The sequence below is a fragment of the Wolbachia endosymbiont (group A) of Pherbina coryleti genome (assembly GCF_964026875.1).
Taxonomy (GTDB): Bacteria; Pseudomonadota; Alphaproteobacteria; order Rickettsiales; family Anaplasmataceae; genus Wolbachia; species Wolbachia pipientis.
This window is the reverse complement of record NZ_OZ034706.1, coordinates 586032-604835: the sequence shown is the minus strand read 5'-3', so window position 1 is coordinate 604835 and position 18804 is coordinate 586032. Positions and strand designations below refer to the sequence as shown.

The window sequence follows — 18804 nt, the reverse complement described above, 5'->3', positions numbered from 1 at the left end:
TTCTCTCACTAAAAGTATATCTGGGAGAACTTATACCTTATTATTCTATCTCTTTCATACCTTTATTTCCTTAACTTGACGCGTATGGTATGGTTCACATGGTGGCGGAATTGCAGAAAGAGAAGGCCTGATGGATAGAATAACCGTTATTCAAGGTACACTATCAAAGGCTTTTGGAGTGATGGGTGGGTATATAGCGTCTTCAAAGAGCTTGGTAGATGTAATAAGAAGTTCCGCTCCAGGATTTATTTTTACCACTGCTATGTCGCCTGTTTTAGCAGCGGCAGCAAAGGCAAGCGTTGAACACCTAAAATCAAGCAACATTGAAAGGGAAAAGCAAAAGCAAGTCGTTGAAAAAGTAAAAAACTCACTGAGAAATGCAGGAATTAACTTCATTTTAACAGAAACTCATATAATTCCAATAATAATTGGCGACCCAGAGTTATCCAAAAAAGCATCAAAATTATTATTTGATGAGTATGGAATATACGTTCAACATATAAATTACCCGACAGTTCCAAGAGGAACTGAGCGTTTCCGTATTACCCCTACACCTTATCATACAGATGAAATGATAGAGCATTTAACAGAATCTCTTGTAAAAGTTTTTGAGAAGTTGTCTATCTCTTTAGCCTGTTTATGCTATCATACGCGTCAAGTTAAGGAAATAAAGGTATGAAAGAGATAGAATAATAAGGTATAAGTTCTCCCAGATATACTTTTAGTGAGAGAACCAATGAATAAAATAACTTGCTTATCAAAAAAGCTCAAAGAATTTTTTAATGAAAAAGCAGAGAAAATCTCAATTACAACAAGGTTTATAAAAAGAAAGAGAAAGCTAAAAGGTTCATCATTCGTAAAAGCCATGGTCTTGGGTAATATAGGAGTTGATAATTGTAGCGTAGAAACAATGTGTCAATTACTAAACGAGGACTCGATAGATATAACAAAACAAGGTTTGGATTTTAGATTTACTGAAGAAGCAGTGGAATTTATGAAAAGGATGTATAATGAATCTGTGATTCTCTTTAAAAATATCTTGCAAGTTGATTGCAAAATCTTACAGCAATTTAATAGTGTTAAATTATTGGACAGTAGCTATATTACTCTACCTAACAGTATGGAAGAGATGTATAAAGGTTATGGTACTAGCTACAGTGGCTATGAAAGCAATACTAAGTCTGGAATAAAGTTACAATTAGTTTTCGACTACATGAATCAGATAATAGACCAACTTAATTTAACGGAGGGGGTAAGATCAGACCAGGGATATAGGAAACATTTAAGTAATATATTAAGCAATGATTTGCTAATATCTGATCTCGGTTATTTTGTGCCAAGTTCTTTTAAACAAATCAATGAAATAGGAGCTTATTTCATAAGTCGTCGATACCAACATATATGATGTAGAAACAAATCAAAAAATGGAGTTATTAGAATGTTGAGAGGATAAGTTATTTTTAGAAAACGAGGTATTGTTAGGAAAAGAAGCAAAAATTAGAGTAAGAATTATATGTCAGAAACTAACTGAAGAACAGTCTATGGGCAGAAGAAGGAAAGCTAATAGATTAGCAAGATCGCAGATCCTCTAAAAGAAATCAAAAATTGTTGAACTGGTCAATATTTATAACTAATGTTCCAGAAAATAAAATTAGTGCTGAGCAAGTATTAACGATTTACAGAGTAAGGTGGCAAATTGAGTTATTATTTAAATTGTATAAAAGCCATATCAGGCTTGATAAGCTAAAAGGAAAGCCATGCAGAGTATTATGTGAACTATATGCTAAATTGTGCGCAATTCTTATATTTCACGGCATAGTTGGTTGCACAGAAGTGAAAAAGAATACAGAACTTAGCTTAACAAAGGCATTTATTGAGCTAAAAAGGCGGGTTAGAGAGTTATTTTTAGTATTAACCAAAATTAATAGTTTAAAAGCATTTCTTAAAAAACTCACTATAACTTGGTCGCGATTTTCATTAAAAGACAAACGTAGAAGGGCTAGAGTATCCACTTTAACCTCTCTAAATTTGCTCACAATCTCTTAACTTGACGCGTATGGTGAACCATACATGCCAACTGCGTGCACCTCATCCAAATAGGTAATTGCATTATGTTGATCTGCAAGATCGCATATTGCTTTAAGCGGCGCTATATCGCCATCCATTGAATATACGGATTCAAGTGCTATTATCTTTGGTGTTTTTGTGTCTACGGACTTTAACAACTGCTCTAAGCGATCAACATCATTATGTCTAAATATATGTTTTGGCCTTTTTCCTGATTTTATGCCTTCTATCATCGAAGAATGGTTCTTCTCGTCTGAAAAAATTACTACGCCAGGAATAACAGACGATAAAGTGCTAAGTGTTGTCTGGTTAGCGAGGTAGCCACAAGCAAAAGTTAAAGCAGCCTCTTTTTTATGCAAACAAGCTAAGGATTTTTCCAGTTCGACAACCTCTTTTGTTGTACCAGATATATTTCTTGTTCCCCCCGCACCAATTGATGAATTTTGAATAGCAGCAATAACTTTCTCGTTCTGCGACATTCCCAGATAATTATTACTGCACCAGACGATTACTTCCCTATTTCTTTCATAGTCCATAATGTGGGGGAGCCTACCTGGCAATGACGCAAAGTGCGTAAATTCACGGTAGCGCCCCTCATCTTTTATATCTTTGATTTTGTTTAAGAATATTTCTTCGTAGTTTACCAAGTTTTTATTCACTAATAATTAATACAATTATAATAAATTATTAAACGATAGACTACTATATTTATTCATCGTCAGCTACAGCAAGGTGTAATTTTTTGCATATCATCATTAACCCTTTCGACCTTATCGTTTTCAATTAAGGTTTTAGGCCTATAGCAGTAGGTAACTATAGCTACAATAAGACAACAAGCTCCAACTGCTATCCCCACTGCTAACATTTCTAAGTAAACAGAGATAGCTATCGAAGCTACTGCAGCCACGACTAGTGTTGAAACAACTATAGTAGACAATGTGCTTTTTTTGATATTCTGTGGAGAATCATTATCTTCTTCACTTGGATCATTATCATTTTCTATATCTTTCATGAGAGGCTTGTGATCATCCAGAGTTATAGTGGAAGCACTATTAGATTGACTTATCACCATACCTATAGACTGCACAGATACACTACTATCATCCACCCCTTTGCTATTCTGCTCTAGATTATCGGCAGGTAGTTGATCACTACCATTCTTTGACACTACACCTACACTACTATCACCTGCACTTTGCAAATTAGTATTACCTTTTTCACTTGAATCATAACTCTGTACCATAGGTTGAGCTTCCAGCAAAAGTACACCATTTTGATTACTTGCAACTTCATCAGTATCTTCACTAATAGTTTCAACCAGACAACTCACATCCCCTGAAACCTGCGCATCAACATGAATAACACGCTCTCTATCCACAAAGGATAATACTGTGCTATTGTCCACATAGCCGCTGCTTTGTAAACTCACACCACTTTTTTCCACTTTATTGTTTTCAGTATCACTACTCACAGGAGTTACCTGATCACTTATAGTAGCGCTAACATCTTGTATATCTTTATTGTTTTGATTATCAGACTGTCTACCATTACTTTGAACATTATTCACTTGTCCAGAATTTTCTTTAGCTACTAAAGGTGTTGGCACTGATTTTGGTTGTGGCTCTTGTTTATCACTATCACCTTCAAGCGTAGAACCATCCTTACTATTTGTTGTACCTAACATAGATTCTTCTGCATCATAAAAAACTTCATCACTTAGAGAAGCTTGTTTTTCCTCATCGCTATCAACTGATAACACGGTAGCACTTTTACTTTGAGGAACAAGAGCGTCCTGTGTACTTAAACTTTCAATATCATCCGTTTGTTCTGGAACTGGAGTCTCAGAAACTTCTTGTTGCTCTTGAGTATTAGAAGGCTGTGCCTTAAGTTTTGCACTTTCTTCTGGTACATGTTCAGCAGGTTGAGCATGAGCTTGTTTTTTCTCATCATCAATATTAACAGGAGCTTCGTGACTACTTGTAGTAGCGCTAACATCAGTTACTGATGATACAGCAGCCTTAGCATCAGTTCCAATGCTTTTGATCTTTTTTTCAAGAAAATCTCTAGTTTTTAAGAGTGTGTTTCTCTGATCAATGCATCTTTGCTTCTTAGTAGGACCTGGATTGATAATGTTCTTCTCCTCCTCCTTCTTCTTTTGAATTTCAGCATTTACTTTGTCTATGATACTCTTCAAAATAGGTTCATCTTTTATATTATTCCTTTTTAAGTAACTCTCCATCGTCTTAGGAATGTAGATAGCATTCAACAATTTCTGCTCTGTGCTGTTTTTATTTCTAGACATTTTCTGCTTTGTACTTTTTTTATCTCTAGACATTTTACCCCCCCTATAATCATTATCTATAGCTTCTTCTATTGAAGCCTCTTCATTGTTCATAATATTTTCTCGTCTGTCCACATTTTCTTGTGGTTGTTGACTGCCAGTACTTTCAAGTCCTGGATTTTCTGATAGAATGTCACTTGTTATAACTGGAATTTCTAATTCATCTGCAACGTTATTACTTCTTTTTCGTATTATAAAAGTTCCAGGAGTTTGGCACATTTCATCCCACAAATCTTGACGTTCATGACAGGAATATTTTTGCACATCAATAGAAAATTGCAGAATATTTCTAATTTGCATTAAACTGAATATTAGATCAATATTCTTTTGACGTTTATTGTCTTTTGGATCTTTAGTGTATTCATCATACACTATGCAAGCAGTCTGAACTAATCCATTTACAATACCTGGAAGACGGCTGTTATATTCACGTAAAGCTTCAGATTGCAATAATTTGTTTTCCTTTTCCAGATCTTCTATGCGCTTTTCTATGCTAGATTTAAAAATCTTACACTCCTCTTGAAAAATTACGTTAATTGCACCCTCTTCTGTGTATAAGTAACATACTTCCTTGACTAAGGAGTAATCTTCTTGGCCTATTGAGTAGTGTGTTGCATTTTTCAGTATATTCTGTATGACCGGCCTAATCACTTGCTCATTATGTGATACGTTTTGATGGATTTCTTTAGTGTAAAAAAGCACCTCGACTATAACGTCTGTGTTTGTGTATTCAACATTAGACAATGCAATGAGGATTGATTCGTGTATGTTATCAAATTCGTTATTTTTAAATTTTTGATTGAGATAGCCGATAACATCATTGCTGCATTTAGCACATTTTTCACACAAGTGCTCGATAAATGCAATATTACCAGCATCCAATGCAGTTTTCAGAATTAAATCATAAATTTCTTTTCTGCCACGAGCTCCTATGTTTTTCAGGATTTGTTGCCCTAGTATTGTAATAACTTTATCATCCGCAAATGCTTGTTCATATATATCGTAAATGGCATGATCTGCACTATTAGTGTATCGTTTGCACAGGTATTCAATGACAGATGTGTGTTCCTGGCTTATCGCAGTTTCTAATAAAGTAACAAAACTCTTTTTTAATAACTCTTCTGTTGAGGCTTTTTTAGTTAGCTTATTAATATATCTTTCAAATGCACCCAGCACTATCGTGATGAATTCTTCATTTTTGATCAGAGACGCTGTTTCAAGCACACCATACAAAGAATCAGGATTACTTGTTTTTAACACCTGTCCAAAATCTCTTAAAACGTATTCGACAAAAACTGCATTTAATAATTCTTGCTCTTTTCTTAATGCTATAACTGAGAAAAAACCAATCTTATTAGGTTCGACAAGTTGTATAGTTTGATCTTTTAATCTTCCATAAACTCCATCGGTACCATGGAATTTTTCTATAAAAGCTTCAATATATTTTTGACCACCAACAAAGAGAGGTAAAAGACTTAAATTTCCTTCAGCAAAAAGAAAATCCTGATATTGCTCTACTAGCTTGTCATTAGCTGCAATTGCCAATAGTACCAATTCTTTTACTGAATAATCATACTTGAAACCCTCTTGATCAAATTTATATTGTGATAGTACATTTGAATATATATGTTGATGGTTGCTTCCGTTTTGTAACTCCAAATTAAGTTGATTTGAACAGAAATCTTTGAGATTTTCATTATCCAGCGTAATAGACCTGCCTTCATAATCTTCAATATTTTGTACAACCTTGTCTAATTCTTCACAATTATCTTCTTGTATAGCTTGATTTAAGATATTTATAATCTCAGCAAAAGTTAAGTTTTTAGGAATGATACCATATGAATCTTCATCTTTTAACTCTACAGTAAACGACCTATCACAACCATCAGGAAAGTTTGCAAGTATTGCATTCTCTAAACTTAGATCTTCAGGGGGTGTGCTACATGGAGTAGCTGGTATCTCTTGACTTTCGCTATCTAAAACTTCAAACTCTTCTTCAATACCTGAATCTTCAGAATCTGGTTTTTCAAAACCATGCCAACTTTTGATTAATCTTTCAGAATTTGATTGGCCCTGTGAAGTTGTATCTTGTGATACAAAGTCTCTAAAATTGGAACCAAACATGTTTTACCTCCTAACTAGCAGCTAAGCTAAGTATAGCATTAAACAGAAATCTTGCCAAGCAAATTATTCAGTCTCTTAGCAAAGCTGCTCGCGTCATCCATCTCTTCGCCTTCCACGATGCAAGCTTGGTAAAACAATAAGTGAACCATGTCCTCCAATGTTGGGTTTTCACCACTTTCAGCATAAGATTTCATTATACTCTTTATTACAGGATGCTTAGTGTTAATTTCAAGCACCTTTGGCGTGCGGTAATTTAGCTGCTTTTGTTCACGCAAAAAACGCTCCATGCGAAGATCCATAGCACCTTCATCAACCGCTAGGCATACGGGACTATCAGTCAATTTTTTGGAAATTTTTACGCTTTTTACTGAATCTCCAAGCACTGTGGTAAAATATTGCAATATAGTTTCCTCAGTTTTTTCTTCATTCGATTTGTTTTCTTCATTTTTCTTATCTTCTTCTGAAGAGAATTTTTCCAAATCAACATCAGCGCGAGTCACAGACTTAAACTTTTGATCTTTATATTCATGAATTACACTAGTCCAGAAATCATCCACTGGATCAACGAACAGAAGAACCTCCAGCCCTTTACTGACGAACCCCTCAAGTTGCGGACTGTTTTTCACTGAATCGAGGCTATTTCCGGTGAGATAATAGATATGTTCCTGCTCAGGCTTCATTCTGCTTATATAGTCATCAATGCTGACTAATTTCTCATCACCAGTACTATGAAATCTGCAAATTGAGAGTAGTGCTTCTCTCTCATCAGTTGGCATAGCTTCACAAAGACCTTCCTTTAAAACTGCACCAAAATTGGTCCAGAATTTTGTATATTCCTCTAAATTCTCTTTTGCTTTTTTACCGAGCTCTGATATCACACGCTTAGTGAGAGATTTTCTGATCTGCTCAACAACACGATTATTCTGCAGCGTTTCTCTGCTGATATTAAGAGGCAAGTCCGGTGAATCAACCACGCCTTTCAGAAAACGCAAGTATTGTGGTATAATCTGTACGTTATCTTCAGTGATAAATACTTTATTTACATATAACTTCACAGAGCAACGTCTATCTGGATGGAATAAATCAAAAGGTTTTATAGAAGGAACATAAAGCAAATTTGTATATTCTATTGCACCTTCATTTTTATTATGCAATATCATCCAGGGCTCCCCGCCAACGTGAGCAACACTGCGGAAAAAATCGTTGTGCTCCTCTTGAGTAACGTCATTTTTTGGCTTAGTCCAAATTGCAGCCTTACTGTTTAACTTTTCACTTTTTCCTTCTTCGTCTATAAATTCAACAGGAAAATTTATGTGATCAGAGTAAGTAGTGACAATATTTTCAACACGAAATTTATCTAAAAACTCGTTTTCTTCAGGATGCATAATGAGCGTAATTTTGGTTCCGCGAGGGACTTGATTATCTGACTTGCTGATTGAATATTCCCCATCTCCTTTGGATTGCCAGATCCAAGACTCCTCTTCTCCAGCTTTTCTCGATTCTACTATTACTTCTGATGCAACCATAAAGCTTGAGTAAAAACCAACACCAAACTTCCCAATCAGCTCCACAGTTTGGCTTGAATCCTTGCTATTCTTAATCGCATCCAAGAACTTTTGCGTACCAGAGCTTGCAATTGTACCAAGATTGTCTATTAAATCCTGTCTATTCATTCCAATGCCATTATCAGTGATATATAGCTCGTTCTTATCTTTATTGGAGCTGATAGTGATTTTTAATTCGTCACTCAAATCTAGCAAATTAGGGTTTAGTTGAGATTCATAGCGCAACTTATCACATGCATCTGATGCATTTGATATTAATTCACGCAGAAAAATGTCTTTATTGGTGTAAAGTGAATGAATCACTATATTCAGTACTTTCCCTACCTCAGCGTCAAATTTTAAATTTTCAGTTTCTTGTACATTATGCATTTTGAGCTCCATTATTTGCCTACTACCCTAATAATTTAAGTATTGAATCACGATCTTTCAAGGTCACGTACACCAAAATTAATGTGGGTGTAGTTATTATGACACCCAATTTATGGGATCTCTTGCATAACAAACTTTTGGCAGCGCATTGGATGAAACGAAAAACTTCCTTGACACCCTTCGCCAGCCCCCTTATCATGACGTCCAGTACAATGTTGCAAATTAAAAATCTCTCCATCCTGTGCTGGTTCTTCGATTCTAAACGCCACTTCTACCTGGTCATAACCAATCTGAATTCGTTCTACTAATGCTTTAATGATGCCACGCTTAGTTTGCCAATCTAGCTGTTCCAAATTAGATTTTACACTGGAATAAAGACTCTTTATACTGTTGATGATAAGGTTCATTCCCTTCTCTATTGCTTTTTGATCAACTACCTTTTTCTTCTCTTCTTCTATCCCTCTTAAGCGTTCCCTCATTCCTTTCATCGTCTGTTTAAATTCTTCCTCACTTATATATCCTTTATCTCCTACATTTTCTTGACTATAATAGTCTTCCATTAACTTTTCGATGCCTTGTTTTATTTGATTTTCCCTTCTTGCAAACTTCTTATCTGATGATTCATCATTTTTATTTTCTGCAATTCTACGGTGATACTCATTTTTTATTATCTCTGGGTTTTTTAGTAAATTTTTCACCTTTTCCCATATAGCTGTTTCTAACATATCTGTACGGACCAATTTATTAGTACACTTCTCCCTACCATCAGTAATACGTATAGTACTACTACAGCGATAATAGCTAAACTTTTTTCCTTCAACTCCACATTGTGCACCACTATACGCATATCCACAGTTTTGACACACAACTAGACCTTGTAATAGATATTTCTTTTTTCCTATTTGGCAGTAGATAGAACCAACTTTTTCTTCAACACATTCATCAGCAGAGAGACCTATTGTTTTTGCAACAATATCAACAGAAATTCCTTCTTTAACCAAACCCTTTGCAATTTTTATTCTCTCCGTTTTTTTACTACTTTTCTCACTAATTTGAACAAACTTGGTTAGTAAACAAAATATCTTACGTAACTCTTGATCATTAATCTTTTTATATTCTCTTACTAAATTTAATATTTCTTCCCCCTCATCTTCAAGACAGATTTTTTCATTTGATACAGGAATAAGATCCTTAATATTAATTGATAATATCTCTGCCATAGCGTATAACTTCTCAATCGAAATTTTACGTGTTCCTTTTTCATATTGTAGTACTATTTGATACGTTACGCCGATTTTCTCCGCTAAATCTTTTTGAGTATAACCTCGCTTTAACCTCCAGCTCCTTACTTTTTGCGCTATTTGGTACCTTATCGAGATATTTGCCATAAATATTATATAGGTTAATACTACAAAATAAAGATATACAAAATGTTTGCATTTTAGTTGAATATTTCTTCATAATTGTGTATAATTATCAATGCTTTTTAACTTACTTTCTCATGGCTCTTTCTAAGTTTCTTGATCCAAAATTCGACCTGTCCTTTAAACGAGTGTTTGGCACTGAGAAAAATAAGAATATCCTTATTCACTTCTTAAATGACATCTTAGGTTTTACTGGGGTTAACGCTATTCAAGATGTTGAGTTCCTTAGCACTATTATGGATCCTGAGATTGCTTCTGATAAACAAAGCATTGTTGATGTTCTTTGTAAGGATTCATATGGAAATAGTTATATTGCGGAAATGCAACTCGCTCGTGATAAAGGCTTTGAAAAACAGGCTCAATTATATGCTGCTAAGGCTTACTCAAGGCAGGCTGATAAAGGTGGTAAGTACATTGATTTAAAGAAGGTTTTCTTTATTGCTATTTCCAATTGTAATTTATTTCCTGATAAGCTTGATTATATATCTAGCCATACCATAAGAGATGAAAAAACTAACGAGCATGACTTAAAAGATTTTCAATTTATCTTTATTGAGCTGCCAAAGTTTCCTAAGAGTAAAGAAGAGCAGCTAGAAAATGTAGTAGATCGTTGGCTATTTTTCTTTAAATATGCAGAAGAAACAACTGATGAAGATTTAAGGAAAATAGCAGAAAAATCACCAATAATAAAGCTAGCATATGATGAGTTAGGTAAGTTCCATTGGAATGAGAAGGACCTATTAGCTTATGAAGAAAGGGTAATGGATCTACAGAAAGAAGCTGCTATCTTGGAACAAAAACTCGATGATGCTACTGAAAAAGGTAGAGAAGAAGGCATCCTTATCGGACATAAAAAAGGCAGAAAAGCAGAGAAAATTGAGGTCGCAAAGAATCTACTAAAAGCAGTTGTTTCCATTGATATTATAGCTCAAACTACTGGTCTTACAGTTAACGAAGTCAAAGACTTAATTTGATTTTATCTTTTGACACCTAGATGAACATCTTTGTACTAGATGAAAACCCAGTAATTGCAGCACGAATGTTATGCGATAAGCATATAGTGAAAATGCCATTAGAAACTGCTCAATTACTCAGTAATGTTTTTTCAACAGCGTTAAAAGCACCAAACCCTTTTGTCAGTATCACAAACCAAAATATAGAAGTTCCATATAAACTTACTCACAAAAACCATCCTTGCTCTTTATGGGCTAGACAGTCAAAAGGGAACTTTTTCTGGTTAATAAAATACGGAAGGGAGCTGTGCAAAGAGTATACTTGGCGATATAAAAGAAAACATAAATCAGAAGAAGTTATAGATTGGTGTGATAGTAATAAGAATTTGCTTGTTTTTCAATCAACCGATATAAAGCCTTTTGTACAGGCGTTACCAGATCAATATAAGTCTAGTCATTCAGTAAAAGCTTACAGAGAGTACTACCTAAAAGAAAAGATGAGGTTTGCTAAGTGGGAAAAGGGTAGAGAAGTACCGGATTGGTTGCTAAGAAGAATAGTACGGCTGAAAAGCCGCAAATAAAAAGAACGCCTTAATTAGTAGAGAGGAAGGTGCATAAAAACTAAAACATCTTCTCACTTTAACTCTTAATTAGATTTGAGGTAAATTATTAAAATCCCCACTCTTTCAACTAAGCTTGATCAAATTTAAAGATGGGAGTTTATTGAATACCTTACATGCCCAAGCCATTTAAAACTCTCCAATTTTACCCAATTGATAGTATAGCCTTTCTTATAATAGTCCGAATGCGATAAGATATGTGTTTATGGCTATAGCAGGCCAGTAGCATATTACGGTCTGTTCGGATTATTGTAAAAAGAGCTATAATTTCAAGTTTATGTCTGCTGCTCAAATCTAGGCACATGCTGATTGCTCTTTTTTTATCCTAGTCCATAATTCTGGTTATCAGTACTGCGACCCAGAGGTACTCCAACATCACTAACTTCAGAAGAGCAAAGTACTCTGATAATCTGGAACTTCAAAGGAAGGTCTCGATATTACCTCTTTTATAACCTACCGAAAAGCTTAGTTCAGAACATAAACTAATCCCTTGATACGACTACTTTGCTGTTCTCTCACTATCATGCACAAAGAAATCTTGCTAATTTTTCTACTAAATTTGGTCTTTTCTTCATCTATATCTCCTTCTACACCTAGAATTTATTCACTAATCCCCTATTCTCTAGAGAAATAAGTAATGTTCTATATCACCGTCAGAGATTAATCTGCCGCACCGATAACTGATAGACCTTTTTATCTTCCCCCTTATCTCTTTTCTTGAGGTGAGTAAAACAATATATTTTTCCACATAGTTATAAGCTGGGAAACATAAAAACAGCTTCATGATCAGCCATTTTAAAAGTTTGATCAAGTTGAATATTCCTAAGCGTCGTACTTGCCTTATACGAACAATAACATCCCAATGTAAGGAGAGTCAATGCAGTAAAAGCAAGTGTAATAGATACTCCTAAATGAGACGTTGTTAAACTTATACCAACAGCAAATGCTCCAGATAATATAAAAGAAGAAGCAGCATAAATTATTTGCTTTCTACTCTGAGCTCTTGCTTCTGAGAATTGAGATTTTACTGCTGAACTTTGTTCAGAGACTCGAGATAGGTTACTAGTCCTTTTACTATAACCTTGTTTTACATTAACACCCACAGACTCAGTGACAACTTTTGAATCCATCTCATCCCGGATTAATATATCAGGATTTTCCTGCTGTTCATTAGTTAGAATAAGCTCATTATACAAATTTTCTCCAGAGCAAAAATGTGAGGGATCGATACTCAAGCATTCCTCAATGACTTCTAATCGTTCTATATTTCTTCGTAATATACTATTTGCTAATAGCAATCTCTTACATTGTGTCCCTTTTGCATCTATCTCTTGTTGCAGCTTTAATATTTTAATTTCATAGTCTTCACGTAACTCAGCTTTTCCTTCCGGTATATCTGCATTCTCCACTTGTATACACGAATCTTTGGTTTCTCCTTTTGTCTTTTCCGCTCTGAGCACATACTCATAATCATCTTCTAACCCATTTATTTTTTGCCTTAATCGTTGATTGTTCTCATTCAGACCATTTATAACTTCCTGCATCTTTTCTTTTTCATCAAATAGCAATTGCTTTTCTTCTTTCGCTGTAGCAAGTTTTTCCTTAAGTTTATCATTTTTGTCTAGAAAACCCTTATTCTCCTCTTCAAGCTCATCTACTTTTTTCTGTAACTCTTGAACCTTTTCATCTAAAGATTCATTCATCTGCTCCAATACCTTCAATCCTGATTCAATAGGCATGTTTTTAGGATAATTTTGTGCTGATCCGTTATTACAATCTCTGAAAACTCCTTCTACAACATCTATCAAAACTCGCATATTTATTTCAAGATCTATTGCTTCTTTACTTAGTGAAGTATTACTCTGCTGTTCTGCGATTTCTTTGATTTTTACCAAATTACTTACTACTACCTCCATAGGCGCAACAATTTTACTCATGCCACTTACGCCGAACTCATTACTCAGATCTGCATTACTAGTATAATCCTCACCAGTGGTAACTAGGTTAGATGGATTGGCAGGGGGTTTAATCGGGGTACTCGTATCAACAGAAGCTCCAAATGGCATGAACAGGCGACTTCGGCTGCTCTCAATCGATCTACCTAGTGAAGGTATATCACTATTATAAAGTGTTCTATCATCACTAGAGGCAACTTGCTCTTGTCTATAATTTGTAGAAGTTTCTGTTGAACTAGTACCATTTTTCTGATCTTTTCTACTGCTTTCATTCATAAAGCGATTCACCTCCATTACTGTTCTAACGTTCTTTCCAAGTTCTTCCCTTTCGGTTATAACATGAGATTCATTTTTTGCATAGTTCGTTTCGTCATATATTTGTTTATATCCTCCGTAAGATAATATCGGTTGTAGCACCTTATTCTCTACTGCCTCATCGTAGAAAATCCTCAGCTTATCACTTGATAGTATTGCCGTAGCTTCTTCTACCCCAGAATGCAATTGAGAACTTTTATTCTTGCATGAATTAACATGGTTCAGTAGAAAAATCTTAACAGAGTTTTGTTTGTATTCACTAAGCTCCTCTAATGTAATCCCCATAACTTCTTCTTTTGATTTTATGTACCCTAGAGCGTTTTCAAAGTCTTGCCTGTTAGAGGTGAGAGGTTGAGCTTTTTTTAACTTTTTAATCTTACTCCATTTTGGATTTATACCATTAACTTCAACAACTGGGGCAACACTTACAGAGTCAATCTCATTAAACACAATACCGTGATTATCTTGATCCTTCAGGAAAGCTTCTAGCTGTTTTTTAAATTCCAGTAAATTACTTAATTTACTTTCAGTAGTTTTAGACTTTGTGATTTGATCATTAACGTTCTTAGCTGCCTGGTTGTTCTTTTCATCAGTCATTATTTTCTTTTTTAATTTACCAAAGAGTTTGTCCCGTAGTTTTTTAAGTTCCTTATTATCATTACTAAATATATTGTTCATCTTGTCTTGAAAATCTCCTTTTCCTTTAAACCCCAAAACAGTATATAGATCTTCTTCACCACTCTGCTGATCGGATTTTGTATTTACAACCATAACCTTACCTAACATTAACGTAACAGAGCAGATACTGCTGAACAGAACTTAAGAGCGAGGTTAAAACCCACTTAGTTAAAGCCACCAGCACTTCTCCGGTTAATTGTATCAATATACTTCTGAAAACAACATATCTATTGACCTTATTCTTGGGAATATAAATAGCGCAATGTCAAAAAGTGCATCACCTATGGTCTCCAAAAAAAACTTAGTGGTAGCTGTTAAATCAAGATTTCCAGAAGATACCCAATAATTCCAGACATATCTCTCCAGGCCTATTTGTATATAAAATAGGTCTTTTTGGAGTAGTTAGGTATTGTAACTTAGTTACAAATTTAGTACCATAGCGTTGTTTTCATGATATAGGGAGGTTTAAATGCCAATAGAAACAGAGCGTCACGCTGCGGTACTTAAAAAACTACAAGATGTGATAAAACACGAAAATCCTGACATTGTGGCTGGAAGGAAGTTAGCTATTAAAAGGTGGGTCGAGACCTATGTAGATCACATAAAATGCTTTAAAGATGATAAGCTGGAGTTTTTGTGCCTCATATTCAAAGATGAAGGTTGCTGGGTAAAGTTAGATAAAGACAAGCCAGGTACAAGGTTAAATAATACTTTTTTGCGTGAAAGGGTTACTGAAGAAAAAATAGATGAAAGAGATAATTCGCTTCGCATAAGAATAGATAATCCACTCCGCAGATACGAGATGGCTTGTAGTTACTGTGTGGTAGATAAAATCCATCAGCTCTTTGAAGAAAGATTTAAAGCTTATAAAAAAAGGGTTCCTTCTGGTGCATTTAAAGGCAAAACTGAAACTAAAATTAACGAATACGTACGAAAATCCCTGTTAGGTAGTATGAAGAGAAATGGTGATGTATTTAACTTCTGGATCGATAAAGAATCTGGGGAATTAAAGCAACCTAGTAATGCAGAAGAGGGTTTTGACAGTGCTGTAAAACTTAAGTGGAGTGAAGGAGTAGAGTATTTTTATAATCTGTTGAAAGAAGAAGATAAAGAAAAGAAGCTCACAGAAGCTATTCTTGCTCTGTCCCGCGTTCAATCTGTTGAGAAAGATGCTCCTATTTTAGATTTTTGTGTAAATAACATAACTGATAAAGGCGTTCTTTTACAAAGATTGCTACGAAAAGATAAGGGAGTGTATGCTCTTCTTGCTGAATTAATAGACTCATGTTTTTTTGATACAGTTCATGATTTGATGCAGTGCTGGTGTTATAGAGGACTTTTAGAACAAGGAGATCATTCGGACAAGATATTCTCACAGCGAGAATATGAAGTTCTTCTTTCATCAATTTCAAATGTAATGTTGAAAAATCCTGAGTCAAGTGTTCAAGCAAGATCTCTTATTATGAAGATTTGGGAGTGTGATAGACTGAGTGAATACAAAAAGGCTGCTGTTAATACTTCTAATTATACAGTTCACATAAGTGGTATGCTTGCAGGATTAATAGTCAATTGGAAACGAGAAGATGTTTGTAAGCCTGATGGGAAAGAAGAAATAGAGAAAGAAGAAATAAAAAATATAATCTTATTTGCTCGAGATTCCTTTCCTGAAAAGTTTTCACTTTTTAAAGAAGTCATGATAGAAAATCTTAGATTATGTGGCAGAGAAGGAAAGAAGGAAGGTATGGACTACGTCAAGTTAGCAGAAGAGTTATTGTTTTCTAAGTTAGAGAGAGAACCCTTACCTGCTAGGAATGGTGGTTCCAGAGTAATAGTAGAAGCTGAAGATCCCAGTTTTTCTCGTTCTCCCATAAGACATGATGCTTCTGGTGATGGGCCAGGGTCCGAGCTTGAATCTCCTGATGTGAGTCCTTCTGGTTCTCCTGAGAGGAAAAAGCCCTTTACGCCTAGTGGTAATAAGTAGTCTTTCATCAATGTAAGTGGTTTTTCTGGTCCTAGTAAATAGAGAGGTGTTTTGCGTCTTTAGTGAGAAGTTTAGTAGATAGAGATCTTGAGGGTTTTAGACGAGAATTTGAGTCTTTTCTAGATCGTTGTCCATTTTTCTTGCATCATGTGGGTGTAGGTCGTTTCCTTCCTATATTCTTTTTTAGTATGTTTGCTACTGCACATGATGCTGGAATTTTAAGAACAGATGAAAAAGTATATTTTCGTTTTGATAATCATGGTGTTAATCCGCGTACAGGCAGAAATAGAAATACAGGAAACCTAAAAGTTGCTGTTTTGACTCGTAATCTTGACGGACAGCAGGTTGTAAGATGTTACAGCATTTCTGACGTCCCTAATAGTGATGGGTTAAGGTTCAGTACAAGGGAAAGAGATGCTCTAGTGCGAGAGATTAGACGGCAAAATCCAAATTTAATGGAAGAACACCTAAGCTTTGAGCAATACAAAGTATGCATGCATGGAAAGGGCAAGGGTCAGGGAGAGAGAATTTCAACAGTATTTGAAGTGATTCGTGAAGAAGATCATGAAGGTAGAAGTGAATTTGGCGAATATTCAGCATCTGAGGTTAATTATATTAGACGAGAAATTTTACATGATCATAGAGTGAACATTCGTCACTTAAGACGAGAAATAAGAAGACTTGATAGACATGACAGAGTTGCGGCAGGACTTAGACGCGCCAGAATAAGGCAAGGACTTGATAGAATCATTACTTTTGCACAAGTAGCACCAGGTCAACAACGAATTGACAATTTTATAGAGATGATAGCAGGAAACGAAAGGCAAGATGTAAGAGATAGAATGTACGAAGAAATTTTGCCATACATAACTCGAATCTATCGTCGTTACGCAGACCATACGCGTCAAGTTAAGAGATTGTGAGCAAATTTAGAGAGGTTAAAGTGGATACTCTAGCCCTTCTACGTTTGTCTTTTAATGAAAATCGCGACCAAGTTATAGTGAGTTTTTTAAGAAATGCTTTTAAACTATTAATTTTGGTTAATACTAAAAATAACTCTCTAACCCGCCTTTTTAGCTCAATAAATGCCTTTGTTAAGCTAAGTTCTGTATTCTTTTTCACTTCTGTGCAACCAACTATGCCGTGAAATATAAGAATTGCGCACAATTTAGCATATAGTTCACATAATACTCTGCATGGCTTTCCTTTTAGCTTATCAAGCCTGATATGGCTTTTATACAATTTATAGCTCTTTTTACAATAATCCGAACAGACCGTAATATGCTACTGGCCTGCTATAGCCATAAACACATATCTTATCGCATTCGGACTATTATAAGAAAGGCTATAAATAATAACTCAATTTGCCACCTTACTCTGTAAATCGTTAATACTTGCTCAGCACTAATTTTATTTTCTGGAACATTAGTTATAAATATTGACCAGTTCAACAATTTTTGATTTCTTTTAGAGGATCTGCGATCTTGCTAATCTATTAGCTTTCCTTCTTCTGCCCATAGACTGTTCTTCAGTTAGTTTCTGACATATAATTCTTACTCTAATTTTTGCTTCTTTTCCTAACAATACCTCGTTTTCTAAAAATAACTTATCCTCTCAACATTCTAATAACTCCATTTTTTGATTTGTTTCTACATCATATATGTTGGTATCGACGACTTATGAAATAAGCTCCTATTTCATTGATTTGTTTAAAAGAACTTGGCACAAAATAACCGAGATCAGATATTAGCAAATCATTGCTTAATATATTACTTAAATGTTTCCTATATCCCTGGTCTGATCTTACCCCCTCCGTTAAATTAAGTTGGTCTATTATCTGATTCATGTAGTCGAAAACTAATTGTAACTTTATTCCAGACTTAGTATTGCTTTCATAGCCACTGTAGCTAGTACCATAACCTTTATACATCTCTTCCATACTGTTAGGTAGAGTAATATAGCTACTGTCCAATAATTTAACACTATTAAATTGCTGTAAGATTTTGCAATCAACTTGCAAGATATTTTTAAAGAGAATCACAGATTCATTATACATCCTTTTCATAAATTCCACTGCTTCTTCAGTAAATCTAAAATCCAAACCTTGTTTTGTTATATCTATCGAGTCCTCGTTTAGTAATTGACACATTGTTTCTACGCTACAATTATCAACTCCTATATTACCCAAGACCATGGCTTTTACGAATGATGAACCTTTTAGCTTTCTCTTTCTTTTTATAAACCTTGTTGTAATTGAGATTTTCTCTGCTTTTTCATTAAAAAATTCTTTGAGCTTTTTTGATAAGCAAGTTATTTTATTCATTGGTTCTCTCACTAAAAGTATATCTGGGAGAACTTATACCTTATTATTCTATCTCTTTCATACCTTTATTTCCTTAACTTGACGCGTAT

Annotated in this window: 9 protein-coding genes and 7 pseudogenes; 7 read left to right on the top strand and 9 right to left on the bottom strand. The window is 34.8% G+C overall.

Annotated elements, in window-relative coordinates; translation table 11 throughout:
- Positions 1-88 precede the first annotated feature (88 nt).
- Together AAGD87_RS03080 and AAGD87_RS03075 are read left to right on the top strand one after the other, a co-directional pair.
- A pseudogene (locus tag AAGD87_RS03080) lies at positions 89-679 on the top strand (aminotransferase class I/II-fold pyridoxal phosphate-dependent enzyme); the annotation flags it as partial.
- A 57-nt stretch (positions 680-736) separates the two neighbouring features.
- Positions 737-2046, top strand: a pseudogene (locus AAGD87_RS03075) (IS4 family transposase).
- 17 nt (positions 2047-2063) lie between these two features.
- On the opposite strand, the pseudogene AAGD87_RS03070 reads toward AAGD87_RS03075, so the two are convergent.
- The 5 genes and pseudogenes from AAGD87_RS03070 to AAGD87_RS03050 all read right to left on the bottom strand — a co-directional run.
- Positions 2064-2714: pseudogene (locus AAGD87_RS03070) on the bottom strand (aminotransferase class I/II-fold pyridoxal phosphate-dependent enzyme); the annotation flags it as partial.
- A gap of 71 nt (positions 2715-2785) precedes the next feature.
- Positions 2786-6532 (bottom strand): hypothetical protein, encoded by a 3747-nt coding sequence (locus AAGD87_RS03065; RefSeq protein WP_341817748.1) that lies wholly within the window; start codon positions 6530-6532, stop codon positions 2786-2788.
- Positions 6533-6570: 38 nt separating this feature from the next.
- Complete coding sequence (gene htpG / locus AAGD87_RS03060; RefSeq protein WP_182309722.1) at positions 6571-8466, bottom strand: molecular chaperone HtpG; 1896 nt, start codon at positions 8464-8466, stop codon at positions 6571-6573.
- A gap of 110 nt (positions 8467-8576) precedes the next feature.
- Positions 8577-9338: pseudogene (locus tag AAGD87_RS03055) on the bottom strand (recombinase zinc beta ribbon domain-containing protein); the annotation flags it as partial.
- An 18-nt stretch (positions 9339-9356) separates the two neighbouring features.
- Positions 9357-9854, bottom strand: a pseudogene (locus tag AAGD87_RS03050) (helix-turn-helix domain-containing protein); the annotation flags it as partial.
- A 113-nt stretch (positions 9855-9967) separates the two neighbouring features.
- Between AAGD87_RS03050 and AAGD87_RS03045 the strand changes: the two are divergent.
- Positions 9968-10864 (top strand): Rpn family recombination-promoting nuclease/putative transposase, encoded by an 897-nt coding sequence (locus tag AAGD87_RS03045; protein WP_341817747.1) that lies wholly within the window; start codon positions 9968-9970, stop codon positions 10862-10864.
- 20 nt (positions 10865-10884) lie between these two features.
- The gene (locus AAGD87_RS03040; protein ID WP_182309724.1) at positions 10885-11424 is read left to right on the top strand and encodes a pyrimidine dimer DNA glycosylase/endonuclease V; all 540 of its coding nucleotides are present in this window, start codon (positions 10885-10887) and stop codon (positions 11422-11424) included.
- A gap of 184 nt (positions 11425-11608) precedes the next feature.
- Here AAGD87_RS03040 and AAGD87_RS03035 read toward each other — a convergent pair whose 3' ends face one another.
- Together AAGD87_RS03035 and AAGD87_RS03030 are read right to left on the bottom strand one after the other, a co-directional pair.
- The gene (locus AAGD87_RS03035; protein WP_341817746.1) at positions 11609-11767 is read right to left on the bottom strand and encodes a hypothetical protein; all 159 of its coding nucleotides are present in this window, start codon (positions 11765-11767) and stop codon (positions 11609-11611) included.
- Positions 11768-12215: 448 nt separating this feature from the next.
- Entirely contained in the window at positions 12216-14504 is a 2289-nt protein-coding gene (locus tag AAGD87_RS03030) for a hypothetical protein (RefSeq protein WP_341817744.1), read from the bottom strand.
- A 376-nt stretch (positions 14505-14880) separates the two neighbouring features.
- Here AAGD87_RS03030 and AAGD87_RS03025 point away from each other — a divergent pair, with 376 nt between their 5' ends.
- Together AAGD87_RS03025 and AAGD87_RS03020 are read left to right on the top strand one after the other, a co-directional pair.
- Positions 14881-16392 carry a cytoplasmic incompatibility factor CifA gene (locus tag AAGD87_RS03025; RefSeq protein ID WP_341817743.1) on the top strand — a complete coding sequence of 504 codons (1512 nt, stop codon included), beginning with the start codon at positions 14881-14883 and terminating at the stop codon, positions 16390-16392.
- 62 nt (positions 16393-16454) lie between these two features.
- A complete protein-coding gene (locus AAGD87_RS03020) occupies positions 16455-17315 on the top strand; it encodes a hypothetical protein (protein ID WP_341817742.1) in 861 nt (286 codons plus the stop codon).
- Here the strand turns inward: AAGD87_RS03020 and AAGD87_RS07790 are convergent.
- Positions 17302-17637 (bottom strand): annotated as a pseudogene (locus AAGD87_RS07790) (IS4 family transposase); the annotation flags it as partial. The gene AAGD87_RS03020 and the pseudogene AAGD87_RS07790 overlap by 14 nt on opposite strands.
- Here AAGD87_RS07790 and AAGD87_RS07785 point away from each other — a divergent pair.
- Entirely contained in the window at positions 17620-17775 is a 156-nt protein-coding gene (locus tag AAGD87_RS07785) for a hypothetical protein (protein WP_410541886.1), read from the top strand. The pseudogene AAGD87_RS07790 and the gene AAGD87_RS07785 overlap by 18 nt on opposite strands.
- Here AAGD87_RS07785 and AAGD87_RS03015 read toward each other — a convergent pair.
- Positions 17742-18715: pseudogene (locus tag AAGD87_RS03015) on the bottom strand (IS4 family transposase); the annotation flags it as partial. The gene AAGD87_RS07785 and the pseudogene AAGD87_RS03015 overlap by 34 nt on opposite strands.
- Positions 18716-18804: the final 89 nt, after the last annotated feature.